The organism is Chroococcidiopsis cubana SAG 39.79 (assembly GCF_003991895.1).
Lineage (GTDB): Bacteria > Cyanobacteriota > Cyanobacteriia > Cyanobacteriales > Chroococcidiopsidaceae > Chroococcidiopsis > Chroococcidiopsis thermalis.
The window spans coordinates 1-23,399 of record NZ_RSCK01000043.1 but is presented as its reverse complement, the minus strand read 5'-3'; the positions used below and the strand labels follow the sequence as shown (position 1 = coordinate 23,399).

Genomic DNA, 23,399 nt, shown 5'->3' with positions numbered 1-23,399 from the left:
TCTCAATGTTAAATAAGATCTGGAATACTAAAAGCGCGATCGCCTTAGCACTAGCCGCGATCGTTCTTCCCGCTTGCACGAATCAATTAGAGACAAATAGACCAGCAGCTCCCACAGGAGAGACTGCAACAACAAATGCTCCTACATCTCCAACTGGAAACGTCACTACAGAGGAAGTGACCGACAACACAAAGCAACTCATCGGTAAGACTGTAACGGTAAGAAGCGAACCCGTGAGAAAAGTTGGTAACAACACCTTCACAATTAGCGACGAGGAATTTTTTGGCAACGAAACAATTCTAGTTGTTAATGCTTTAGGACAGCCCTTAGCTCTACCTACTGACAATACAGAAGTTCAAGTCACAGGTGAAGTACGTCAATTTGTCGTGGCTGATGTCAATCGAGACTACGATTTTCTGGACTTGGAGCCGAACTTATACGTAGACTACGAGGGCAAACCAGCAATTATTGCTCAGTCGATCGCTCCTGCACCCGAACCAGGGGAAATTACTTCAAATCCAAAACAGTACTACGGCAGAACGCTGGCTGTAACGGGTGAAGTTGAGGAAATACTCAGTCCAACTACTTTTACTCTGGACGAAGACCAACTGTTTGGTGCTACCGACTTACTAGTATTAGTGGCAAATCCTAAAACAGGCAATACAGCAAACACAGCGGTTAAAGAAGATCAGACGGTTGCTGTAACAGGTGTACTGCGTCCCTTGGTCGTCGCTGACCTCGAAAGAGAATACGATTTCAATTGGGACGAGGGTTTTGTCAGGCAGCTAGAAGCAGAATATAGCCAAAAGCCCGTACTTGTCGTTCAATCTGTGTACCCGTCAGCAATTCCCAGAGCAGCTAAATAAATTAACTTGAGACAGACGGCTGTTACTAAATCGACCGATCGAAACAGCGTAGATCGAAACAGCGTAGATGATACAAGGGTGTATCTCTACGTTGTTTATGTATTTAGATTTTTATACACTCAGAAAACAAGAAACAAAGTTAGAGTGTAGCAAATTAGGCAAATAGCGATCGCAGCATAGAAGAATGAAATTCAGATGAAATGGTTGTCTTTCATTTGAGAGAAATTGTGATTACCTCACGAGACAGAGATATAAATTTTTTTTCAATTTATAGACTGACAAAATAAGCATTTGAACGGGAGGATTTTCTGCCTCATCAACAATATCAAACCAGTATTGATGCTGCGATTCACTGCGCGAGGAACTGCGAACACTGTGCCGATGAGTATCTGGGTTCTATGCCAGAATGCGCTCGTCTGTGCCGCGACTGCGCTCAAATCTGTTGGACGAGCGCGGGTTTTATGAGTCGTAGTTCTCGCTTCATTCCGAATGTCGTCCGTGCCTGCATCGATATCTGCGAAGCCTGTGAAGCGCGAATGCGAACAGCACGATAATCCACACTGCTAGAACTGTGCTAAAGCTTGCCGCAATGCAGTAGAAGAATATCGAAAAATTTCAGGTATTGCCACAGCAAGAGCATAATTCAATGAATTCGTAATTCGTAATTCGTAATTCGTAATTAAAAAGCAATAATTACGAGTTATGCGATGTGCTACTTTCTCTTGTTCCCCCCTTTTCAAGGGGGGCTAGGGGGGATCTTTTCGCGATCGGCATAGTTTTCGATCCCCCAACCCCCTTAAAAAGGGGGCTAAGAAAAAAGTCACGCATGGGGTGAGTTAGTAATTATAAGTGGGGTCAGCTAGATGACAGGAGATGGTAGTTGAAAAACCACACCGCGAATTGCTCGGGTTTATAGCACAAAACTAGCGAATTTCTTCTCGCTTATCCACAATCTCGACTTCGGGCTGAGCATCTCTATCTATGTCTATGGAGGAGCGATCGCTCACAGTCTCTTCTCTATACGTTGCTGTTTGCCGATTCATCGGTGCAGGAGTTGTACTAACATTAGCGCGATCGCCGTCAGACATATTGTATACGTTCCACTCTTCGACACCGCGATCTCTTAACAGCGAACCAGCGCGATCGATCTCTGAGGGCGTACCTTCGATCATCACTAAGTAATCACCTTGAGACACTCGCTGGTCGTAAGCTTTAGCGTCCTCTTCGGGAATTCCCAATCCGGTCAGCGCACCAACAATCGCACCTGCTGCTGCACCAATGCCAGCACCAGCTAAGGTAGTCGCTACAGTACCAGCTGCCAGAAATGGACCTACGCCTGGAATGATTAAAGCTTCCAAACCTACTAATAAACCACCAACGCCACCTAGAGCAGTACCAGCTACAGCACCAATACCAGCACCTTCTGGAGCTTCATTATCACCGCGATCTTTCATTTGGTTGCGGTCTTGTACGTCAATACCTGCAATCTCTTCGTTGCGGTTTGCATCTTTAGCCAACACGGATATTCGATCTGTCGAAAAACCTGAATCTCTTAATGCGTTCAGTGCGTTTTCAGCTTCTCTACGGCTGCGAAATACCCCAACTGCACGTTTGTATTGTTGAGTTGCCATTTTTCCTCCTAATACTCAAATAAATACATCTACGCGATCGCCACACTAGGATAAACCTAAGACCTTCAAATAACAGCCTTAGCATATTCTTCTGCTACAAATAGATAAGGCTCTGCAAGTTTTGCATTCTTAAAAATTTTGTCAATCTGAGTAGTTAAAGTTTAAATATCGCTACTCACAATTTGTCTTCGCTTGCAGTCTCTTGGTCAAGACTATCCTTCTTTGACCAGTCTAGGCTTTAGGTTTGCAAACTGCTCAGACTAGGCAGCAGCCTTTTTTTGCTGGACTAGCAGCCGATCGCGTTATTACTAGTCTCTTTGCTAGAGCCAAAATCTACATCAGTCCATAGGTTTAGCTTGAGTCTACCAAAAGAGAGGGATAGGCTCAGGCAACACTTTTCTGTGACACGATACGTAACAAAAAATCTGAAAGCATACAGTTAGTTCGAGCGATAAATTCAATCAGGAAAAAATAAGGTATAAGTACAAGTGAAGTTTCGCTTGATTTCGATTCTACTTCTCCACTTGAGCGGGATTTGGCTGTGATTTATTTCATCGTAAAATGCCCGAACTCGAATCCCAAGAGCGACATTAGTATCGGAGAAATACAGTTTTCAGCTTTGGGAAGTGGTAGCTCTGGGTGGGGTTTATCTCGTTTGTCTAGCCATGATGCTCTTTGGCATTTTGAATGTTATTTAAATAGATTTTTATGTAGAACTCTAGCCCAGGAAGATTAGCGTTCTCCCCAACTTTTCCACTTTTTTAGTTCAAGCTGGAATTAATCTTGTTTCTCAAGCTGGAGTGCGATCGCTCAAGCACTCATCGAATTATGTCTAACATTCCTCGTTCCCATCGCCCTTGGTTTTATCCGTTAATTACGTCTTCAGTCGCAATTGGTGTAGTTGTTGGTGCGCCTCAAAGCGCGCCAGCTGCTCCTTTGTGGGAATTACTGCTTCGCGGCGCTCAAGTGTATCAACTTTACAATGTTTCCGATAAAGAGGAAGTTCAACTAGGCAAGCAGATTAATCAACAGTTAATTGGCGAACAGTTTCAACTTTATAATAATGCGCGGGTCAACAATTATATCGATCGCATCGGTCAGCGGTTGGCAAAAAACAGCACTCGCCCTGACATTCCCTATACATTTCAAGTTGTCAAGGATGACAGTATCAATGCCTTTGCGACTGCTGGCGGTTACGTTTACGTCACCACAGGCTTGCTCAAAGCCGCAGATAACGAAGCCCAACTAGCGGGTGTATTGGCACACGAAATCGGTCACATTACCGAACGTCATTTAATCGAACAGATGCGAGAAACTGCGATCGCACGCGGTCTAGCTTCTGCTGCTGGACTAGATGAAAGTACGGCGGTGCAATTAGGTGTAGAACTGGCTTTGCGCCGTCCCAACAGTCGCTCAGATGAGTTCCAAGCTGACGCAAGAGGCGTGCAGACTTTAGGAAAAGCTGGTTACGCTCAAGTGGCGATGATTAACTTTCTCGAAAAATTACGCAGCCAGCGATCGGTTCCCACATTTTTGAGTACTCACCCAGCAACAGGCGATCGCATTGCCAGACTGGAAAAAATTATCGATTCCCAACAAGCAAATCGCGGTCAAGGTTTAAATGAATCTTACTATCAAGCACAAACCCAACCATTGAACTAGTAGTGCCATATTGTGACTCTTACTTCAGATAGAAAAAATCACAACTTTCATCCGCTTGCATAAGTGTAGCAGTCTATAAATTTCCGAGGTAATGTCTGAGTAATAGCACCATTGGCTCTAGCTATGGAGCAGCAAGTTCTTTAGTTATCGTATTAATTTGGTTTTTTTTTCAGCTCAAATACTCCTATTGAGAGCAGAATTTACACAAGTTTATACTCAGCGATACCAGTCCAAGTAATGGCAGCAATTTTAATGTTTAGACCGAGATCCATATGCAAATGTTTCCTTTGATTTGTTACTACTCATAGCACTCGAACTAAAGGTCAGGACATTAATGCAGCTTTTACCCTTTGCCTTGCAAGGTTTTTCCTTCTGCCGTCTGCCCTGGAGCCGTCTGTCTTCTGCTATAATCCCGAAGGAATCGCTCGTCCTTAAAAAGAGAGATGCTATAGCGATCGATTAATTTATTAATCGCTCTAATTTTTAGAAACTTTCGTTTTTTTACTCTATTAGAAAATTTCCAATTCTTTTAATAACGAACAATTTATTGTTAAAAAAAACTTCGGTCTTTAGATAGGTGCGAATATCAAAACTAATGCCGTAGCAGCGCGCAAGTATTTACTGAAACTTCGTGATTTTCAAAAGATCGAAACTGGTATTTAAACCTGTCCTGACATAAATTTGTCTATAATATAACTTTGCATTTAAAAAGTCAAAGCTCTGTTCAAACAATAAAGTAGATAAGTCAAATACAGTTAATTCATAGGTTATAAATTATTTTTACGATATGCGATCGCACTACTAATTGTTTGTAACTAATACAAATTTCTATGGAAGAATCTTTAAAAACTACTGTTTTGCTGAGTGAAACTGTTGTTGCTGGTATCTTTGCTCAAGTAATAGCCAGCTATCTTCAAATTCCTAGCATTGTCTTCCTACTCTTATTTGGGATTCTTCTGGGATCGGACGGTTTTGGTTTTTTACATCCATCGCTATTGGGTGATGGTCTGGAAGTACTCGTTTCGATGTTAGTGGCGCTAATTTTATTTGAGGGTGGTTTAAATCTACAGCTACGAGAGTTAAAAGAAGTTTCTAGTAGCCTGCGTAATCTCGTGACTATAGGGGTGCTAATTACCTTAATCGGTGGTGCGATCGCCGCTCGCTGGCTGAGCGAGTTTCCTTGGTCAATTGCTTTTCTTTATGCCTCGTTGGTAGTTGTCACGGGTCCGACGGTCATTCAACCACTGCTCAAACAGGTAGGTGTAGATCGACAGGTATCGACACTTTTGGAAGGGGAAGGCGTTTTTATCGATCCGATTGGTGCAATTTTAGCAGCGATCGTACTTCATTTAGTTTTAAGTGGAAACGTGGAGTTGTTCGTCTCAATTGAGAGTCTGCTCGTCCGTTTAGGCATAGGTGGAGCAATTGGTGCAGTTGGAGGCTGGTTGCTTAGCCTGATTCTTAGGCAGGACAGCTTTCTGTCGCAAGAGTTGAAAAATTTGGTGGTTTTAGCTAGCGTTTGGGGCTTGTTTAGTCTGGCACAGGTAATACGCGGCGAATCGGGTCTGGTGGTTGTCGTTGTCATGGGTATAGTTTTACGCGCTGCTTACCTCCCCTCTGAGCCATTGCTGCGTCACTTTAACGAGCAGTTGAGTATTTTAGCTAATTCGGTTTTATTTATCTTGCTAGCGGCAGATTTATCGATCGCCAGTGTTTTCGCTCTAGGTTGGGGAAGCGTCCTCACTGTTCTAGTATTAATGTTTGTGGTACGTCCGATAAATATATTGGTTTCAACTTGGAATCAAGGTTTCAACTGGCGACAGCAGTTATTTTTGTGTTGGATTGCTCCGCGTGGAATTGTGGCTGTTTCTTTAGCTTCTTTGTTTGCGGTGGCGCTGACGAAGCAAGGCATCAATGGCGGCGATTCGATTAAAGCTTTGGTATTTTTGACGATTATGATGACAGTTTTTTGTCAAGGACTAACAGCTCGTTGGGTTGCCAGCCTGCTTAATCTCCGCATCAGTCAGGTAGATGAAGGGCGATCGCAACTAGCGAGCGAAAATGAAGTCAAGATACCAGAAAATAGGGGTAAGATTGGTCTTGCTTCCGAATCTATCGATTCATAATTAGGATTCTCCATATTGCAATACTTGAATAATGGAGCGATCGCGATTCAGCACGCCTTGAAAGAATTTTTAGTTCAGTTTCTCAGCCAGCGAAAAGCCCGTTTCAGTTCTTCTTTTCCGTTCTCCTGATACCAACGACCGTGAGCGAAAATCACTTTATTTGGTTCCCAAGCAAGCATTTTGTCAACTGCTGCAAGTGCTTGTTTTTTCCGACCCCAAAAAGTGAATCGCAGATCGAGAGGGGCTTTCCCGTCCGGATCTAACGAACCAGCAAGTCTTGCTACAAATGCAAAAAACTTGCTCGCCTTTTGTTTTTCAAAGTTTTCAATTAAGTCAGCTAGGATTATTGTTTTCGAGAGCTTGTGAAAGAAAACCACCTCTTCCATAAAGCGACTTCCGCGCACGATCGCTTGGTCGATCTCATTTGCCCAAGCTGGATCGGGTTCTGAGTCTAGTTCGCGATCGAACGTAATATTAAACCCCATCTTTTTAGACCGTTCTCTCACACCTGGCGAAGCCCATTTGATGGCTTGAGGATATACTTGTCCCCATCGCCCAATGGAGGCATAATGAATTTTGTTTGGTGAAATTAAATGCCGAACGATGCCTAAAGCATCAATTTCTGTCTTGAGGCTGTCTGTGAGGTGCGTTGGTGAATGGATAAATAAGTTGCCATTAGCCAAACGGATGACAGTCATGCGTGTAGGGAAGGGAATGTTTGTGCCATAGGCTTGCATATAAGCAATCGGTCCATCGACAATCCAGATATTTTCATCGACTGACTTGAGGGTGTTTATAGGTTCATAAGTTTGCATATCTACTTGGTTCAATACAACCAGCTCTGATACTCTGGATTTGCATCTTTCATGTCTTGGTACAGCCAAACCATGCGATCGACAAACCATAGTTTACCGAGGTAAATCAGGGCAGTTCCCAATAGAGTAGACCAAATATGGAGAACAACCAAACCCCAGATTGCAAAAACCATACCCAAGGCAGAAACACTAGTGAGAATGTTGGGTACGTGACGATGATGCTGTGGTACGGGAATTTTATCGCGGTTCAACCAGACTCGTTCGCCAAAAACTCCTTTTGAAGCCCAATTATTAGTTGAGCGCGGTTTGGGAAAGATGCGTGGATTTAACCAGATCCAAACAACTGCTATGGCAACCGGAATCAGCGACAACCAACCCAGCCAAACGCGACTCCAAACTGCCAAGATGAAAAGTGGTAGTGCAGTAGTCACCCGCGTCCATACACTCCAAGGGTTAGCATGACGCGCCCAAGCGTCTTCGCTCATGTTAAAGGCTGCGGCAATTTTTCTTTCCAGAGTCATGGGAAGATCTCCTTGCTACCCTTGACTATTAGTTTATTGTTTCCGTTCTACCTTTGGGATTTTAGCTGTAATTTACAAGCGCGATCGCGCTGTTGCACGGATATATCCTCGCTATCCACCATCCGAGTCATATCTTCTCCCAAAACGGCTGGATTACGCTCTACAGTGGTTCCATCTGCACTGTGCCAGTAGTCGCGCTGCTGCTGGAAGGGCATCAGGAAGAGATGCTGTATTTTGTTGTCCTGGGAGTCAGAATAAGCGGGAATACCAATGGTAATTTCTGAGTGTGGTATGTTCAAGCGCAAGGTGCGATGCAATCTATCCCACCAAGGAAAAACAACAGAATAGTTAGATTTGGTTTCCTGCTGTACCTGAGAGTGATGGATGCCGTGCATTCGCGGTGTCACTAATACCAAGTTCAGCCAGCGTTCTAACCATAGGGGTAACTTAACATTGCTATGGTGAAAGAGTGTATTAACTTGGAAGACCAACTCGTAGATCGCATAAACTCCAGCAGATACTCCAATCAAAGCAACTTGAAGCACCCGAAATCCAGTAGAGAAAGCAATTTCGATAAAGTGAAAGCGAAATCCCGTGGAAACATCCAAATCTGGATCGATATGGTGGACGTTGTGAAACCGCCACAGCAAGGGAAATCTATGGGTAGCGCGATGCCAATAGTAGAAAGTTAAATCCATCAGTAAAAAAGCGATCGCCCCTTGCACCCATACAGGTAGTTCCACAAGATGAATTAGTCCAAAAGTCTGATGCTGCGTCCACTGCAACATGAATGAGGCAGCAGGTTGCACCATAGTTGCATTTACGCCAAAGGCTAGGGCAGTCACGCAGAAGTTGATGGCTAAGCGTCCTATCCACCAGTTTTTAGCTTGGCGCAGGGGGTCGATTCTTTCTAACAGCAAAAGCAATAAAAATACTCCGGCTGTCACGATTGGAATGTAAGACATTATCGTTAGCCTTTTGGCTCAATTTCTTTAATTGCGCTCTTAGTAATTTTATCGCGATCGCTCTTAAGGTAGAGTTCGTACTTTCTCCACGAGTTTTCCACTATCTCTGTCTATCTTCTAACTATAACCAATTGAATTTGGCTCAAAGTTGATGTTGAGGAGTTTGGATAGATCGCATGACTCTTTACAAATCCCTTACGGTTTAGCTCGGATTACAGTTCAGTAATTATCTCAGCGACAGGGGTATGTTGGACTGAGAAATAAAGTTAGAGCAAAATCTGCCCTGCTCCCATTGGCATAAGGTTAAATGCCAAACAGAAAGTTATTGGTATGGAGGAAAATTTTTATGAAATATTCAATTGGATTATTGAGTCTGGCGATCGTCTCTGCAACAGCTCCACCTGTGGAAGCACAACAAATTCGGTCTGTTCAGTTTAGCTATCCTCAAATTCTCAGCAGCAGGGCAGTAGGTAACACTCAATACATTACTTTGAATACTGGAGCTTACCAGCCTTTGTCCTACCTAGAAATTCTTCCGATGTCCAATGTTGTCGAGCTTACTAAAGGTAATATTCTCGTTACAGATCGATACGAGCGCGTCATTAATACAGACGTGTCTCAAATAGGCGGAGGAATTAGAATTAATTTTGAACGACCGATTCCCCCGCGCACCACTTTACGAATTGCAATGGACGACGTGTATACTGCACCGCGAACCAATGCCAGAGTTTACAAATATCGCGTGTACGGTAGGCATATTGGTTTTAATCAAAACATTACCTACGGTATAGCTTCAATTAATACTTATTAAATATTTGTTCGTACTAGTGACGTTTGCCTAAAAGGAGATAAACAAAGTAATATTTACGTCCTATGCATAGAGATAAAATATTAAGAATTTGCCAGCAAACTATGAAAAGAATTAAGTACGTTTTATTAAGTTTATTAGGTTTAGTTAGTGCAATTCTGATTTGGGGTTTGCTCGAACCATACCTAATTGACGTAGAACCACAAGTTGCAATAATTCCCAATTTACCTGCTGCTTGGTCAGGGCAAAAAGTTGCGGTTATTGGTGATTGGCAGGTGGGCATGTGGTTGGACAACACTCCTACTATTCATCGCATTGTTCGGCAAATAGTTAAAGAACGACCCGCGATCGCGTTGATTATTGGCGACTTTATTTACTCTCCTGGCGAGAACCCTAACGAAGAAATTAGTAGGGCGATCGAGCTTGTTCGTCCGCTGCCTGCCTCTGGTATTCCTACCTACGCCGTATTGGGCAATCACGATTATGGCATGAAAGCAAAAGATGCTCCTCCAAACGTGACTTTAGCCGCTAAATTAGCTGAATCTCTGGAAGCGGCAGGCGTGCAAGTGCTGAAAAATGAGGCTGTAGAACTCGTACCGTCTCAAGGTCAAAGCCAATCGTCAGCTAAAAGCGATCGCATGTATTTAGTAGGTGTAGGATCGCATTGGGCTAATGAGGATAAACCAGCAGCACCACTGGCTGAAGTGCCGGACTCAGCGCCCAGGTTTGTGATGATGCATAATCCCGAATCTTTTGCCCTATTTCCCGCCAACACTGCACCTGTGGCTGTAGCAGGACACACCCACGGCGGACAAATTCGCTTACCATTCACTCCAGAATGGTCTTGGCTGACTTTTAGTAAGCAAGATCGGGTTCATGCAGACGGCTGGATCGATGGATATGGAAAGCCAGGAAACCAGCTTTACGTGAACCGAGGGATTGGTTTCAGCATCATACCAATCAGAATCAACTGCCCACCTGAAATCACTCTGTTCACACTGACACAAGCCCGCGAATCTACCTGAATATTGTTACATAAACTCTAAACTTTAAACAGCTTAAAGTAAATAATAAGTTGAAAGTTGAAACAGGGACTCACCATGTCTATTCGATGGAAAAAAGTAGATAATAAGTTTTCTTTAAATGAGCTTTTCCTTTGAAATATTGTTATAAAGATTTGCAAAATAAAGATTGATACAAATCTATTTCTTTAGAACGAGATTGCAAAACTATCTTTGTAGCTAAAGAACGATCTATTTTAGATTGATAAGTATATAAATTAATAAAAAAGTAGATACATCAGGAGAAGATGAACGATGCGACTTTCTAGTTTTTCTAAAATTATTGGCATCAGTGCAATTGCAGTAAGTGCCACAATTCTACCGCTAAATCTACCTGCTAACGCCCAGATTATTGCACCTGAAGTCGAGCGTGAAGACATTTATGAAGATGATGATGATGGTTTTGATTGGGGCTGGCTGGGATTGATTGGTTTATTTGGTCTGGCTGGTCTAGGGGGTAAGAACAAGCGCCGAGAACCCGTGGTAGAACGAGACGCTCGCTTAGGAAATCGGATTGAAGATCGCGAACCTACTGCATATAGAGATCCCGATTCAATGAATGGTATTGGCGATCGCGAACCTACTGCATATAGAGATCCCAACCAAAGCGATCGCACGGGTTATCGTTGATAGCATTTTTACTTGATGTTGAGAGCTTCAAAAATCCAGATAAGACTTTCAGCATCAAAGCTCTGAATTCGATCGGTTTTTAGCAAAAAAACACTTAAATTATGATGAGTTTCAAACTACCTAAAATTGTGAGTGCTAGTGTCCTCATCTTGAGTGCAGTAGTTTTAATTTTCACTTTGTATTCCTGTGCGCCAAGACCAGTAACTCCCGTTCCTCCAACCACAGTTGCGCCAAGAGTGGTTTATACTGATGGCGGTTTTGACTGGGGATGGTTGGGATTAATTGGTCTATTTGGTCTAGCAGGTTTAGCAGGCGGTAGGAAGCGGAGAGATACTACTCGCTAGTAAGAAAGTTAGAGCATGAGCTAGTTTTAATAGCTGTAAGGAGATAACTTTTTGTACCTAGAGTGAAAGGCTGAGTTTTCTTGCCCTTGTTATCTCCTTCTAAATTAAATAGCCTGCCTACCTACGTGTAGATTAATAGCCATGATATTCTCTGCGATCGCCAACAAGCTAGCCAGGAAAATTCCGACAGTAAACCAGTTGAGCTGATGGTACATATCCCTTAAAAGGAATGGAAATTGGAACCCAACCATTTGCTCCTCTACCTGTGAGTATGACTCTCCGACCACTAGAGATATATCCGACCACTTTACTGTCACTAGAAGGTTCTTGTCGAGCTGAAATTCCTCGATTGGCAACGACTCGACGGCAACTGCTGGGTGGTGGGGCTTTAGCTTGACAGCGACCGATCCAATCTGCATAGACATACCCCTTTAAAGGAGCAGAAATAGGAACCCAGTTGTTGGTAATCCCGCCTGCAACTTCTACGTTACGCCCGTAGGCAACGATCCCAACTGCATTACTATAAACTGTGGGCTTTTCTCGAACGTATAAACCTCTTTGGGCAATGACTTGGTGACAACTATACGACTGTTGAGCTATTTGAGTTCCTATTATAGATGCCAATGTACTGTTTGAGCTGGAAGACGTACTATTTTGCAGTTCAATCGCACTGACGGAAAGCATGGGAGTGACAAGAATTGCTGCTGTTAAGAAAGGTATTGTTAATGCTGAATATTCTTTTGGGCTATTTTTTTGACTCATAAATACCATCCTACAATTGACAATTGAAGATTTTTGATTTGTGCCGAATGAAACATACTCGAGCTAAGCCTTTAGATAGATGTTTACTCGGTTTGCTTATACCCATATATATTCTGCTCGAAAAAAGTGCAGATCTCGTGGAAAAAATAACTTTATTTTCTCCCCTAGTTTTCCACCTTTTTAGTTTTTAATGGAAGCACGCAATTTATTTCCTACTTATGTCTTTCTCGAACTTATGAACCTCGAATTATTAGCAGGAGAGCGAGAATGCGCTTTTTCAAAAAATTAATTTCTTTAGCGTTGGTGTTGCTCGTTTTAGTTGCCATAGCCGTGCCAGTCTTAGCTCAAGCTCAAAATCCCCTTCTGCCTGATGCGATTAAAGCAGCGCCAGGTCAGCTTGGGGTGTAGTGACGCGACAGGTTATCTATACCGTTGCAGACATTACTTCAAAGGTGATTTAGGGAGCGATTTTGAGCTACATTGCCCAGAAGTGCAGCGAGACTTTGAAATACGAACCCGCGATCGCCACTTCACGACGATAATAAGTTCATCAATCGCAGCGAAATCGAACTCTGTGAAAGAAATGGCATTGTAGTTGTTGTCCCTGTACGGGTGTTTCGCGATCGTCTACCCAGGCTTGCTGCAACGACACGCCATGTACGTGCAATTGTACGCTTTGATAAGGGAAGTCATAGTTTCCCTGCTGCTCCCATGTCAGTTCTAAACTGTCTTCATACTGAGTCAGAGTGAAGCGATCGCGCCGAGATTCTCCATAACCATCTCCCGCGTCAGTGTATAGGGTGTAGGGTGTAGGGTGTAGGGTGTGGTGAGTTAATTGTGAATTGTGTTCACGAAGTGTAGCGATAGCGTCTATTGTGAATTGTGAATTGGTAGTTGCCCCCTCAGCTTTCTTCATAGGTGGGTAAAGGTGAAGAATGAGTTGCCGATCTTCTTCCATTGGTAAAATACTTCCTGCCTTTACTAATAAGGGAATTTGTTCGAGTGGGGAATCTAGTTCGATTGTCTTTCCTCCTTCGATCGCCGTATCGTTCCAGAAGTTGTACCAATATCCTTGAGGTAGGTAAAGCGATCGCGATTGCTCTTTTTCTTGGACAACTGGACAGACAAGCAGCGCGTCACCCAAATAAAAAGCATCTTCTATATCCCAAAGCGAGCGATCGCGGCGATCGCCCCAGAATAAAGGACGCACGGGTGGATATCCTTTTTGGGTTACTTCCCACGCTATGGTATAAAAGTAAGGCATCAATCGGTAGCGTAACTGTAAGAAGCTACGGACGATACTTAAATAAGGTTCGCCATAAGTCCAAGGTGTACGCGGAGCAACGCTAGTGGAACTGTGGGTTCGGCAAAACATCAAAAACGTTGCCATCTGAAACCAACGCAGATAGAGTTCGGCTGAGGGGTTGCCTTGAAAACCGCCAATATCGGGACCAGTATAGGGAATACCTGATAATCCCAATCCGACGACTGTTGCTACTGTCTGGCGCAATGCTTCCCATGTCGAGATGGTATCCCCCGTCCAAGTCCACGCATAACGCTGTAATCCCGCCCAACCCGATCGCGATACGATGAAGGGGCGTTGTTGCGGTCGATATTGACGAATGCTTTCGTAGGCAGCTTCAGCTTCTAGTAACCCGTAGACATTATGCGCTTCGCGATGATCGCCCCCCCTGCCTTCCAAACAATGTTGTGCGACTTGAGGTAAGGAGGGATCGCCCCAGGAAACGAATGCCGCAGGTTCGTTCATGTCGTGCCAAAATCCCGCGACTCCTACATCCAGCAAATAGGCATATTGACGGCTCCACCACGCCCGCACTTTGGGGTTAGTAAAGTCGGGGAATGCCATCGCGCCCGCCCAGACTGAGGCGATCGCTAGTTCTCCGGTAGGATACGTGCAAAAGCCATTTAGGACTTGTCCCTCTAAAAATAAATTACTTTTACGACTGAACTTAATACCAGGGTTGTTAATGGCAATTAATCGCACGCCTGTCTCTGCCAGTTCTTGAGTGAAACTGTCGATTTTGGGAAAGCGTTTGGGGTCGATCGTAAAAGCGCGATGTCCGACTTGACAATCAATATCGAGATGAACGGCGCTTAACGGTAAATTGTAAGTTTGAAACGCCTTGACTTCTTGGCGCACGTTTGCTTCTGTGCGGTATCCCCAACGCGATTGGTGATAGCCTAATGCCCAGCGCGGGGGTAGCGGCGCACGTCCTGTTAACTGGGTATAGCGATCGCTTAGTTGTGATGGTTCGCCAATCGTCATGTAGTAACGCAGAGACCCACCAGCAAAGTTGGCGATCGCCATGTCTGCAAATGTAAATTCAGCCCGAAACGAGTTTTCATAAAAAATCAGGTAACTGCCTCGATCGTGCAATCCTAAGTAAACTGGAATGCAGATATAAATTGGATCTGTCCCTGGCGCATACCTACCACCAGGATCTCGATTCCACATCTGGTAGGTTTTAGGCTTTTGTAGCTCGTCCTTAGTAGCGCGTAAATTTAGAGATGATGCTCGTTCTCCTAATCCATAAATGCGTTCTTCCGAGCGCAATTGCGATCGATGCACCCATTTTTCTCCTTGTCGCTGGGGTGGTAATTCTATTCTGAGGATTTGCCCCGTGCGATCGCAGAATTTGAGGCTGCCATCTATACCAACAGTCACGCTCAATGCATCACTGGCGATCGCCCAACCGTTACCTATTTCTGATAGGGTTGTTTCAACAGTCTCCCAGTTGCGATCGACAACAGCATAGGGGAGCGGTGGCAGATCGGGAAACCAGTTCACTCGTACCAGATCGGCAGTGAGAAAAGAAATTTCTAGTTCAGCTTGCTTGAAATAGAAATATGCACCTCGGTCTATTGCTTGAGCCTGAAGTAATTTTCCAGGTTGGATAACCGGATTGGCAGATGGATCGGGAAGATATTGGCGCTGGAGGCGATCGCGTTTTAAAGAATAGAAAAATGCGTGCGGTATATACTGGAGAAAAAATAGCGACTTGAAAACGTAATTTATTTGCAGCGATAGCTGTTTGAAAAATGTCATGATGTCAAAATAATTTGGACTTATGAACTTGCGTTCGCCCTAATTACGAACTTCAAGAGAAACAAAGGGCTTCTTTTTCTTGACTCTCTATAAATTACTTCATATAACTCAGAATTTTAACTATCGATTGCGATTTACTGAGTCATTCTTGTCAGATTAATTACTGAGTTGTTGTCGTTCTTCTCCTCAAAGAATTAATTATCCATCTATCTAAGGAGCGATTCAATTTTAAGCCTACTCTTCTATACATAGTTAATGAGAACATTTACTTAGATACTACAAATAACGAGCAACTTCTAGGTAAATTTTGCGCGATTGAGAAGTCAAGTGTTCTTAGCGCAACGAGCGTATTGGGTTATTACAAAATAGCCAGTAAGTTACAAGGAAGGCGTATGCAATTTTCCTCACCCTATTTAACAATAACTAATCAACTGGCATCATTGGGAGTCAAGCCCAAATATATTACGGATCTTGATTCGGCAACGACGGCATTACGTGCAACTGCTAAATTCTTGCATGGCAAAGAGTTGCGATCGGGGGGCTTTGCACCATCTCTTGCCGCTTCAATCACAGATGCCGTTAGCTATCTCCCTAAAGAACTTGGGAAAAATCTGTCTACTCGGTCGGGCTGGCTTAGTGCCTCCTCGCCCAACGTTGTAAACGACGTGCGGGCAGAAACCATGTCCCAATGGGTAGTAAACCAATATCCTCAACGGCGTTATCCTGCTGCCGTCATTGGTTCTTCTAATGGTGCTGCCGTGCATCTGTGTGCCGCACTTGGTATCCCCTGGTTGCCGCAAACACTTCTCATCTCTTTGCGACACCCCGTTGACCCCGATGAACCAAAACAGGAACTAGAGTGGGCTAAAGCACCAGCCCAACAACTGCTAGCAAAGAATCCCGATTTGTGCGTGTACCAAATGCACGACCCGAACCAAGATCGCTTAAAGGTTCCTCGCGTCACTTACTTTCGGCTGAAGCGCACTCGTCTCGGCACGCAATTCCAGCAGTTTCTCCAGCAGAATTTAGAGCCAGGGGCGACGCTATTCTTACTTGAGTGTCAATATAGCTGGTTGTCCACACAAGTTAGCGATCGCCATGTCTTTCAATTTGGTGGCAAAGGCAAATTAGCTCCAGATGATTATTTTCAGCACAGCCAGCAGATCGCTGACTTCCTGCAACAGAACGGATCTCAACACCGATATTGGGAACCGCCTACCCCAGATGGTAGATTGCCAGAGTCAGAGTGGGGGTTTGAAGGGGCTTTACGCGACGATGTAGAGCAGTTCGCCCGTCAGCACGGCTTTCGCGTTCGTCGGATTGTTTTCGATTTTCCCCAAGATCTGAGTCCGCTAGTTGCTGACTTATATCGCTGGTGGTATCAGGAACGGGGTCTACCAAGCGATCGCCTCTTGGTGGAATCGTTCGTTTACCTTCAGCCTTGGTTGGCGTTACGCCTGGGATTAGTGCCATTTTGGACGGTATTTAACGATCGCATGTCGGCAGAGCGGCTCAATAACTATTTAGATACTGCCAAGCCCTACGATGAAATTTACATGACTTTGTTCTCGAATGGTTTGAAAGCACTCGGTCAGGCTTCCATTGAAGAATGGCAATCTATTCTCAGTCGCGCCCGTACTCGCGGTCAATTTATTGGGGTAAACCAGCAGACATATCCTGGAGATTTAGCATCGTATACTCGCCACTACACCGATTTGAAGAAACTTGAGGAACGCTACCCAATACCAGAATCGCTGACAATACAACAACTCGATAAATTTTTATCGCAAGCAGGCGCGCGCTATCCAGTGCAATGGATCGATCGGTATTGTCAGGTTAACTGATTCCACGAGTTTTGCACCTTTTTTCCCTAAAATACAGCAGGCGATCGCAACTGAATTGCAACAACAATGACAAAAGGACAGAAGTTATGAACTCTAACAAAAAAGCAAAAGTTGCTAGATGAAATCCTCAGAGAAACACGTACTCAATCGAGAACGACAGGAGATTTTGCAACAGCTAGAAGACTGGCTGGAAACACCCATGCTGCTGTTAGGCTTCGCGTGGTTGGCGTTGTTTGTCGTTGAGTTAATTTGGGGTTTGACTCCGTTACTCCAAGCGATCGGTACAGTTGTTTGGATAATTTTTATTCTTGATTTCATTCTCGAATTTACCCTAGCTCCACATAAACTTGCCTATCTTCGACGCAACTGGCTGACAGTTATTGCTCTACCACTACCAGCATTGCGCCTGTTCCAGTTCGTGCGCGTTTTACGGGTGCTAAATACTGCAAGAGCGGCTCGTGGTATTAGGTTGCTACGTGTCATTACTCGCACGAATCGGGGGATGCGGGCGATCGGTGCTAGTTTAGGTCGTCGCGGTTTCGGATATGTTGTAGCAACAACGTTGGTAATTACCCTAGTCGGAGCAGCAGGGATGTATGCGTTTGAAAGTAATATTCCCAACGGTGAGGGACTAAATGACTACGGCTCGGCACTCTGGTGGACGGCAATGCTCATGACTACGATGGGTTCGGAATACTGGCCCCAGACTCCTGAAGGGCGAGTGCTTTGCTTTTTCCTGGCGCTGTATGCTTTTGCCGTATTTGGTTACTTGACAGCCGCGATCGCCACATTTTTTATCGGTCGCGATGCCGATGATGACGAGGCAGAAATCGCCGGGGCTAAATCTATCGCCGCACTACACGCCGAAATTACAGCTTTGCGTCAAGAGATTCAGGCGCTATCTCGTCAGCAATCGGAACAGTAAATTTGGTGACTCATCCGTGAACGAACTGAACACGGAGCTAGTAAAACCTGTAATAGCTGCAAATGCTCCTACAGCAGCGACAATACTTCTCCTGTCTCCTTTTTTCGGAATTTCGCTGAAATCTCCCCGACTTTTCCACTATTTAAATCTAACTTCAAAAAAAGAGGCAGTTAAACCGAGTAACTGTTGTTCATAACTCCTGTTTCAACAAATGCTGGCGTTGCGTGTCTTATGAGCGATTTAGTCAAGATTTTCACTAGGAAATGGCTAAATCGCCAAAGCGATCGCGCAACGCTCTTTATTACTCAAACACAACATACTGAGGCGATCGGCACTATGAATAGTATTTTTTCGCGGCAACTTTCGCTGAGTCTAGCATTGTTAGCACCAATAGCCACAGGTGTCGCTGTCTTTGGTAGTGGGTTGTCAGCACAAGCACAAACAATGACTCTCTGAACGATAATAGATTCAAGTACTACAACGGTTTTGACATTTACGCGATCGCATCTAAATAAAAGGATAACGTGCGTCAGTTACTAATACAGGTTCCGCGTGGCTGTGGCAAACAAGTGTTGGCAACTGCCAAAGCTTTTGACGGAGCGAATTTAACACTAATTGAAGCGACTGGGAACGATGGCGCGATTGACTTAGCGATCGCCCACATCTCCAATAGCAAGGTTGAGGAACTGCTGGGAGAGTTGCAATCTTTGCCGCAACTACACGTCACGCTGATCCCGCAGGGAGTGATGGCGCTACAGCCACCACCAGAAGAAGCACCGCAGCAAGTCACAAATGTAGAACTTCGCAGCCCGATTGAAATCTTTCTGGCTGGTTTACAAAGCGTCGGTTCGTGGAAAGGCTTTTTAGGATATGCGGCGGCTGCGGGTGTGGTGGTTTGGATTGGCTTGTATACAAATACGAATTATCTGCTGGTTGCCGCGATGCTGATTGCACCGTTTGCAGGTCCAGCAATGAATTTGGCGATCGCCACAGCACGGGGCGATCTAACTTTGCTCAAGCGTAGCATCATCCGTTACTTTAGCGCCCTGGGCGTGACAATTTTAGTTGCTCTAGCACTCAGCCTGATTCTGCAACAGGAGATTCCCACAACTCAAATGGTGCAAACGAGCGAACAATCTTCAGTGGCGGTATTGCTACCGTTAGCAGCTGGCGCAGCTGGGGCGCTCAATCTCGTACAATCTCAAAGAAGTAGCCTGGTATCGGGTGCATCAGTAGGAATGCTCGTCGCTGCTTCGCTTGCACCGCCTGCCGGACTCGTGGGGATGGCTGTGGCGATCGGCAGGTGGGATATGGTCGCGAGTGGATTGTTCGTCCTCTTGCTGCAACTGGTAGGAATCAATTTGACTGCGGCGCTGTTGTTTCGCGTCTTTGGCTTGTCCACAAAAGGTTCTCGCTATCGGCGGGGTAAGCAATGGGTGTTTGCGGCTACTCTGGCTGTGACTGTGGCAGCTTTGGTAGGATTATTAACTTGGCAGTTGAGCAACCCACCAGAATTTCAACGTTCTACCCGCGCCCAAAGAGCTACGGCTGAAATTCAGCAAGTGGTAGAAGCAAATAATACTACCAATTTGGTTGAGGCTAATATCCGTTTCACTCGCTCGGAAGTTCCAGGGCAGAATACGCTGCTGGGTGTGGTTTACGTCCAACGGCGATCGGGAGTCACCGCATCAGGGGAGGAAATTCGCAATACGCTCACCCGTCAGATCCAAACGCGCTTATTAGAACAAGGTTTTAATGTCACACCGTTGATTGATGTCAATGTCTTAGAAGCACCCTAAAACTTGAGCTATTCAGCCCCTCAAGCACTTGTGGAACACTATGACTATACATCTGCTGGAAATATCCGTTATCGATCGCAGCTGAAACAGGAGGCAACAGTTGGAGCAAGTTTTTAAATTGATTAGCTTCAATACCGAAATCGGGCTAAAGGTATTATTCACGCTTGCCTTCCTGATTGTCCTCTGGCTACTGCGTCGCGTCGCGAATGCTTTTATCAGAGAATCAATTCGCGATCGCTACAACGGACGGATTTGGTTCTGGGCAGGGCAGGGATTAAATTTAGTTACAGCAGTATTGTTAATCTTAGGGTTGCTGGAAATTTGGTTTGACAACCCCAATCGACTTGCTACTGCTATCGGTTTAGTCACAGCAGGTGTAGCCTTTGCCCTACAAAAACTGATTACGGCGATCGCGGGTTACTTTGTGATTTTGCGGAGCAATATTTTTAGCGTTGGCGATCGGATTACGATGGGTGGGGTGCGCGGCGATGTCATTGCTCTAGGTTTTATCCACACGAAAATCATGGAAATGGGACAGCCAGTTTCATTTCAAGATACAACTTCTCCAAGTTGGGTGAAAAGCCGTCAATTTACTGGCAGAGTTGTTAGTATCACCAACGACAAAATTTTTGACCAACCAGTTTACAACTACACGCAAGATTTCCCCTATCTTTGGGAAGAAATTAGCGTGCCGATCTCTTATACAGCCGATCGCGATCGCGCCGAACAAATTTTACTAGAATGTGCTGAGCGTCATACAGAAAGTATTAATCAGATGAGTCAAGAATCTCTAAAAGTGATGCGCGATCGCTATTTTCTCCATTCCCACGACTTAACACCCAAGGTTTACTATCGCATTACTAATAACTGGCTAGAAATGACCGTCCGCTTTGTCGTCAGAGAACACGGAATTCGCGATCTCAAAGATGCGGTTAGCCGCGATATCCTCAAAGCTTTCGATGTGGCTGGAATTAGAATTGCCACGACGACTTATAACGTTGTCGGATTTCCTCCACTTCAGATCGAGAATAGCTTTAGTAATCCAAAAGAAAATTCGCAACACTAATCTACATTTTAAGCATTAGGATAAACAGCTATGGATATTCAAGCAGCAATAACAGCAGCATGGCAGAAAATTGGGGGACAGATTGACAGCTTTATTATCATGCTGCCAAATATTATATTGGCAGCTATTGTTTTTTTCATATTTTTCTTCGTGGCTCGCTGGCTGAAGCTATTAGTAAAACGCCTTACCCGCAGGCATCGGCAGGCACGAAATTTAGGTATGGTACTAGGGCGATTGGCTCAAGGAGCTGTGATTCTCTTGGGCTTATTTGTCGCACTATCAATCGTTGTCCCCACATTTAGAGCCGGAGATTTAGTTCAGCTACTCGGGATTAGTGGTGTAGCAATTGGTTTCGCTTTCCGCGATATTTTGCAAAACTTCCTAGCTGGGATTCTGATTCTGTTGACCGAACCATTCAAAATTGAGGATCAAATTGTTTTCAAAGACTTTGAAGGCACGGTGGAAAATATCGAGACACGCGCTACGACAATTAGAACCTACGACGGTCGCCGAATTGTGATTCCCAATTCCGAACTATTTACAAATTCGGTCACTGTTAACACTGCATTTGATGCTCGTCGCATCGAATACGATGTCGGCATCGGTTACGGTGACGATGTGAATGAAGCAAAGCGGTTGATGCTAGAAGCAATTTATGGCGTGGATGATGTATTACGAGATCCTGCTGCTGATGTCTTGGTACTAGAATTAGCTGAAAGTAGCGTCAATATCCGTGCCAGGTGGTGGATTAAACCGCCAAGGCGAATAGACGATCTCAATTCGCGAGACAAGGTAATTTCTGCGATTAAGCAAAAGCTTTATGTAGAAAATGGCATTGACTTGCCTTATCCGACACGCCAAATTTTATTCCACGACCAAACCGAAGAGACAGATGGCGATCGCACTCGTCAGCGTGAAGGATGGCCCGCTGGCAGCAACGAAGTTCCAAAACCACGCAGTATCAGCGGTTCTCTTAAACGAATAGCCCAAATCCAAGCCTCAAAAAACGGTAATGGCAGCGATCGAAATCTGGCAGCGGACGATAACAGATGAAAAACGTCAAAATCGGGAAAATTTGGGATAACTTGCACTCTAGCTACTGGTTCTTGCCCACAATTATGGCAGCGATCGCGATCGCCCTGGCATTTACAATGCTGAACCTCGATCGCGCTGGTTTCTACGGACCGTTGGAAAAATGGGGCTGGATCTACGCGGGTGGTGCTAACGGGGCGCGAGAGGTACTTTCATCTGTAGCTGGTTCGGTGATTTCTGTTGCGGCTACTGCTTTCTCAATTACCATCGTGGCGCTTCAGCTGGCTGCGTCTAACTACAGTCCTCGCGTGCTGCGTAACTTTATGCAAGATAGAGGCAATCAAGTTGTCTTAGGGACATTTATTGCTACGTTCGTCTACAGCTTGCTGGTACTGCGGACTGTGCGCGGTGACGGCGATGATTACGACTCTTTTGTACCGCAATTGTCAGTTACAGTCGGGTTGCTGTTAGGACTTGCCAGTATTGGCGTACTGATTTATTTCATCCATCATGCCGCCACAATCATTCAAGTGTCCCATATCATTATGGACGCTAGTAACGATCTTCACGGCGCGATCGATCGCTTGTTTCCCGAAAAGTTAGGGCGGAGTTTGCCCAAGCCGCACGAACATGCAATTCCAGCTAATTTCGATTGGGATGCTTATCCAGTCAAAGCTAATAATAGCGGTTATGTCCAAGCAATTGATAACGAAGAATTGATGCAAATTGCCTGCGATCGCCAACTATTATTGCAAATAAAATCTCGACCAGGTAGGTTTGTGGTCAAGGGTAGCGATTTAGTCATGGTGTTTCCAGGAGATAAGGTCAATCGGAAACTGAGCGATCGAATTAACGATGCTTTTATGTTTGGCAGACAACGCACCGAACAACAGGATGTCGAGTTTCCCGTGAATCAATTAGTTGATATTGCCCTACGTGCCATTTCTCCTGGGATCAACGATCCGACAACTGCGATTGAGTGTATCGACCAACTAAGTGCTGGGTTGTCTCATTTAGCTCAAAGGGAGATTCCTTCTGCTTACCGCTACGACGACGATAACAACCTGCGTGTCATTGCCGAACCGTTCACGTTTGCCGGATTGACCGATGCTGCTTTCAACCAAATTCGTCAATATGGGAAATCAGATGTAGGAGTAGTGATTCGGCTTTTGGAAGCGATCGCTACGATTGCGCGTTATACCCAAAATGAAAAAGACCGTGCGGCACTACGCCGCCACGCCGAAATGATTCGGCACGATAGCCACCAAGCTGTTTCTCAGGAGTTGGATAAGCAAGATATTGAACAGCGATATCAGGCAGTTTTGGAAGTGCTTTAGATGACTTGTGGCGATCGCCAAAATTATTCTCATTGGCAGAAGCAATATTGTTCTACCCAGCTCAACGTGAGTTCGATGAGAAAAACTAGCCAAAAAGAAAACTGAGACCTATGCTCAAAATACACACACAATAGTCTC

Annotated in this window: 20 protein-coding genes and 2 pseudogenes; 16 read left to right on the top strand and 6 right to left on the bottom strand. The window is 44.8% G+C overall.

The genetic code is table 11. The annotated features are described in order from the left end of the window. Positions 1-5 precede the first annotated feature (5 nt). Both DSM107010_RS22105 and DSM107010_RS43065 read left to right on the top strand, forming a co-directional pair. Positions 6-866: a hypothetical protein gene (locus DSM107010_RS22105; RefSeq protein WP_106167924.1), complete on the top strand. Its 861-nt coding sequence runs from the start codon at positions 6-8 to the stop codon at positions 864-866. Positions 867-1,174: 308 nt separating this feature from the next. Beyond that, positions 1,175-1,508 (top strand): annotated as a pseudogene (locus DSM107010_RS43065) (four-helix bundle copper-binding protein). Between the two features lie 281 nt (positions 1,509-1,789). Here the strand turns inward: DSM107010_RS43065 and DSM107010_RS22095 are convergent. Then, a complete protein-coding gene (locus DSM107010_RS22095; protein ID WP_106167923.1) occupies positions 1,790-2,497 on the bottom strand; it encodes a general stress protein in 708 nt (235 codons plus the stop codon). Positions 2,498-3,325: 828 nt separating this feature from the next. Between DSM107010_RS22095 and DSM107010_RS22090 the strand changes: the two genes are divergently transcribed. Beyond that, the gene (locus DSM107010_RS22090) at positions 3,326-4,159 is read left to right on the top strand and encodes a M48 family metallopeptidase (protein WP_127023945.1); all 834 of its coding nucleotides are present in this window, start codon (positions 3,326-3,328) and stop codon (positions 4,157-4,159) included. An 830-nt stretch (positions 4,160-4,989) separates the two neighbouring features. After that, positions 4,990-6,174 (top strand): annotated as a pseudogene (locus DSM107010_RS22085) (cation:proton antiporter); the annotation flags it as partial. A 185-nt stretch (positions 6,175-6,359) separates the two neighbouring features. Here DSM107010_RS22085 and DSM107010_RS22080 read toward each other — a convergent pair. Genes DSM107010_RS22080 through DSM107010_RS22070 form a run of 3 tightly spaced genes read right to left on the bottom strand, consistent with a single transcriptional unit; the run spans position 6,360 to position 8,586 of the window. After that, the gene (locus DSM107010_RS22080) at positions 6,360-7,100 is read right to left on the bottom strand and encodes a DUF4336 domain-containing protein (RefSeq protein ID WP_106167035.1); all 741 of its coding nucleotides are present in this window, start codon (positions 7,098-7,100) and stop codon (positions 6,360-6,362) included. A gap of 11 nt (positions 7,101-7,111) precedes the next feature. Then, positions 7,112-7,621 (bottom strand): DUF6653 family protein, encoded by a 510-nt coding sequence (locus DSM107010_RS22075; RefSeq protein WP_015155811.1) that lies wholly within the window; start codon positions 7,619-7,621, stop codon positions 7,112-7,114. 47 nt (positions 7,622-7,668) lie between these two features. Next, the gene (locus DSM107010_RS22070) at positions 7,669-8,586 is read right to left on the bottom strand and encodes a sterol desaturase family protein (RefSeq protein WP_127023943.1); all 918 of its coding nucleotides are present in this window, start codon (positions 8,584-8,586) and stop codon (positions 7,669-7,671) included. Positions 8,587-8,932: 346 nt separating this feature from the next. On the opposite strand from DSM107010_RS22070, the gene DSM107010_RS22065 reads away from it, so the two are divergent. From DSM107010_RS22065 to DSM107010_RS22050, 4 genes are all read left to right on the top strand, one after another. Beyond that, positions 8,933-9,397 carry a hypothetical protein gene (locus DSM107010_RS22065; protein WP_106167023.1) on the top strand — a complete coding sequence of 155 codons (465 nt, stop codon included), beginning with the start codon at positions 8,933-8,935 and terminating at the stop codon, positions 9,395-9,397. 101 nt (positions 9,398-9,498) lie between these two features. Beyond that, the gene (locus DSM107010_RS22060) at positions 9,499-10,419 is read left to right on the top strand and encodes a metallophosphoesterase (RefSeq protein ID WP_106167024.1); all 921 of its coding nucleotides are present in this window, start codon (positions 9,499-9,501) and stop codon (positions 10,417-10,419) included. Between the two features lie 291 nt (positions 10,420-10,710). Then, the gene (locus DSM107010_RS39930) at positions 10,711-11,085 is read left to right on the top strand and encodes a WGxxGxxG family protein (protein WP_181245439.1); all 375 of its coding nucleotides are present in this window, start codon (positions 10,711-10,713) and stop codon (positions 11,083-11,085) included. A gap of 101 nt (positions 11,086-11,186) precedes the next feature. Then, a complete protein-coding gene (locus tag DSM107010_RS22050) occupies positions 11,187-11,429 on the top strand; it encodes a WGxxGxxG family protein (RefSeq protein ID WP_015155816.1) in 243 nt (80 codons plus the stop codon). Between the two features lie 168 nt (positions 11,430-11,597). Here DSM107010_RS22050 and DSM107010_RS22045 read toward each other — a convergent pair whose 3' ends face one another. Then, the gene (locus DSM107010_RS22045; protein ID WP_158631839.1) at positions 11,598-12,191 is read right to left on the bottom strand and encodes an SH3 domain-containing protein; all 594 of its coding nucleotides are present in this window, start codon (positions 12,189-12,191) and stop codon (positions 11,598-11,600) included. A 267-nt stretch (positions 12,192-12,458) separates the two neighbouring features. On the opposite strand from DSM107010_RS22045, the gene DSM107010_RS38625 reads away from it, so the two are divergent. Next, positions 12,459-12,599 (top strand): hypothetical protein, encoded by a 141-nt coding sequence (locus DSM107010_RS38625; RefSeq protein ID WP_158631838.1) that lies wholly within the window; start codon positions 12,459-12,461, stop codon positions 12,597-12,599. A gap of 142 nt (positions 12,600-12,741) precedes the next feature. Here DSM107010_RS38625 and DSM107010_RS22040 read toward each other — a convergent pair whose 3' ends face one another. Further along, positions 12,742-15,258, bottom strand: a complete 2,517-nt coding sequence (locus tag DSM107010_RS22040; protein ID WP_127023940.1) for a glycoside hydrolase family 31 protein — start codon at positions 15,256-15,258, stop codon at positions 12,742-12,744. A gap of 392 nt (positions 15,259-15,650) precedes the next feature. Between DSM107010_RS22040 and DSM107010_RS22035 the strand changes: the two genes are divergently transcribed. The 7 genes from DSM107010_RS22035 to DSM107010_RS22005 all read left to right on the top strand — a co-directional run bounded on the left by DSM107010_RS22035 (position 15,651) and on the right by DSM107010_RS22005 (position 23,261). Continuing rightward, positions 15,651-17,102: a hypothetical protein gene (locus DSM107010_RS22035; protein ID WP_106167028.1), complete on the top strand. Its 1,452-nt coding sequence runs from the start codon at positions 15,651-15,653 to the stop codon at positions 17,100-17,102. 118 nt (positions 17,103-17,220) lie between these two features. Further along, on the top strand, positions 17,221-18,027 hold the full coding sequence (locus DSM107010_RS22030; RefSeq protein WP_106167030.1) for an ion transporter: 807 nt from the start codon (positions 17,221-17,223) through the stop codon (positions 18,025-18,027). Between the two features lie 231 nt (positions 18,028-18,258). Then, the gene (locus tag DSM107010_RS22025; RefSeq protein ID WP_015155823.1) at positions 18,259-18,483 is read left to right on the top strand and encodes a hypothetical protein; all 225 of its coding nucleotides are present in this window, start codon (positions 18,259-18,261) and stop codon (positions 18,481-18,483) included. 68 nt (positions 18,484-18,551) lie between these two features. Continuing rightward, on the top strand, positions 18,552-19,826 hold the full coding sequence (locus DSM107010_RS22020) for a DUF389 domain-containing protein (protein WP_106167032.1): 1,275 nt from the start codon (positions 18,552-18,554) through the stop codon (positions 19,824-19,826). 100 nt (positions 19,827-19,926) lie between these two features. Then, positions 19,927-20,892 (top strand): mechanosensitive ion channel family protein, encoded by a 966-nt coding sequence (locus tag DSM107010_RS22015; RefSeq protein WP_106167033.1) that lies wholly within the window; start codon positions 19,927-19,929, stop codon positions 20,890-20,892. A gap of 30 nt (positions 20,893-20,922) precedes the next feature. Then, entirely contained in the window at positions 20,923-21,945 is a 1,023-nt protein-coding gene (locus tag DSM107010_RS22010; protein WP_199755687.1) for a mechanosensitive ion channel family protein, read from the top strand. Continuing rightward, entirely contained in the window at positions 21,942-23,261 is a 1,320-nt protein-coding gene (locus tag DSM107010_RS22005) for a DUF2254 domain-containing protein (protein WP_106171548.1), read from the top strand. The genes DSM107010_RS22010 and DSM107010_RS22005 overlap by 4 nt, the downstream gene beginning before the upstream one ends. The last annotated feature ends 138 nt before the right edge of the window (positions 23,262-23,399 follow it).

Coding starts and splice junctions, on each gene's coding strand:
- DSM107010_RS22030 (WP_106167030.1), top strand. CDS start 17,221: ATGAAATCCTCAGAGAAACACGTACTCAATCGAGAACGACAGGAGATT.
- DSM107010_RS22005 (WP_106171548.1), top strand. CDS start 21,942: ATGAAAAACGTCAAAATCGGGAAAATTTGGGATAACTTGCACTCTAGC.
- DSM107010_RS22065 (WP_106167023.1), top strand. CDS start 8,933: ATGAAATATTCAATTGGATTATTGAGTCTGGCGATCGTCTCTGCAACA.
- DSM107010_RS22075 (WP_015155811.1), bottom strand. CDS start 7,621: ATGACTCTGGAAAGAAAAATTGCCGCAGCCTTTAACATGAGCGAAGAC.
- DSM107010_RS22010 (WP_199755687.1), top strand. CDS start 20,923: ATGGATATTCAAGCAGCAATAACAGCAGCATGGCAGAAAATTGGGGGA.
- DSM107010_RS22070 (WP_127023943.1), bottom strand. CDS start 8,586: ATGTCTTACATTCCAATCGTGACAGCCGGAGTATTTTTATTGCTTTTG.
- DSM107010_RS22105 (WP_106167924.1), top strand. CDS start 6: ATGTTAAATAAGATCTGGAATACTAAAAGCGCGATCGCCTTAGCACTA.
- DSM107010_RS22090 (WP_127023945.1), top strand. CDS start 3,326: ATGTCTAACATTCCTCGTTCCCATCGCCCTTGGTTTTATCCGTTAATT.
- DSM107010_RS22080 (WP_106167035.1), bottom strand. CDS start 7,100: ATGCAAACTTATGAACCTATAAACACCCTCAAGTCAGTCGATGAAAAT.
- DSM107010_RS22035 (WP_106167028.1), top strand. CDS start 15,651: ATGCAATTTTCCTCACCCTATTTAACAATAACTAATCAACTGGCATCA.
- DSM107010_RS22095 (WP_106167923.1), bottom strand. CDS start 2,497: ATGGCAACTCAACAATACAAACGTGCAGTTGGGGTATTTCGCAGCCGT.
- DSM107010_RS22060 (WP_106167024.1), top strand. CDS start 9,499: ATGAAAAGAATTAAGTACGTTTTATTAAGTTTATTAGGTTTAGTTAGT.
- DSM107010_RS39930 (WP_181245439.1), top strand. CDS start 10,711: ATGCGACTTTCTAGTTTTTCTAAAATTATTGGCATCAGTGCAATTGCA.
- DSM107010_RS22050 (WP_015155816.1), top strand. CDS start 11,187: ATGATGAGTTTCAAACTACCTAAAATTGTGAGTGCTAGTGTCCTCATC.
- DSM107010_RS38625 (WP_158631838.1), top strand. CDS start 12,459: ATGCGCTTTTTCAAAAAATTAATTTCTTTAGCGTTGGTGTTGCTCGTT.
- DSM107010_RS22040 (WP_127023940.1), bottom strand. CDS start 15,258: ATGACATTTTTCAAACAGCTATCGCTGCAAATAAATTACGTTTTCAAG.
- DSM107010_RS22045 (WP_158631839.1), bottom strand. CDS start 12,191: ATGAGTCAAAAAAATAGCCCAAAAGAATATTCAGCATTAACAATACCT.
- DSM107010_RS22025 (WP_015155823.1), top strand. CDS start 18,259: ATGAGCGATTTAGTCAAGATTTTCACTAGGAAATGGCTAAATCGCCAA.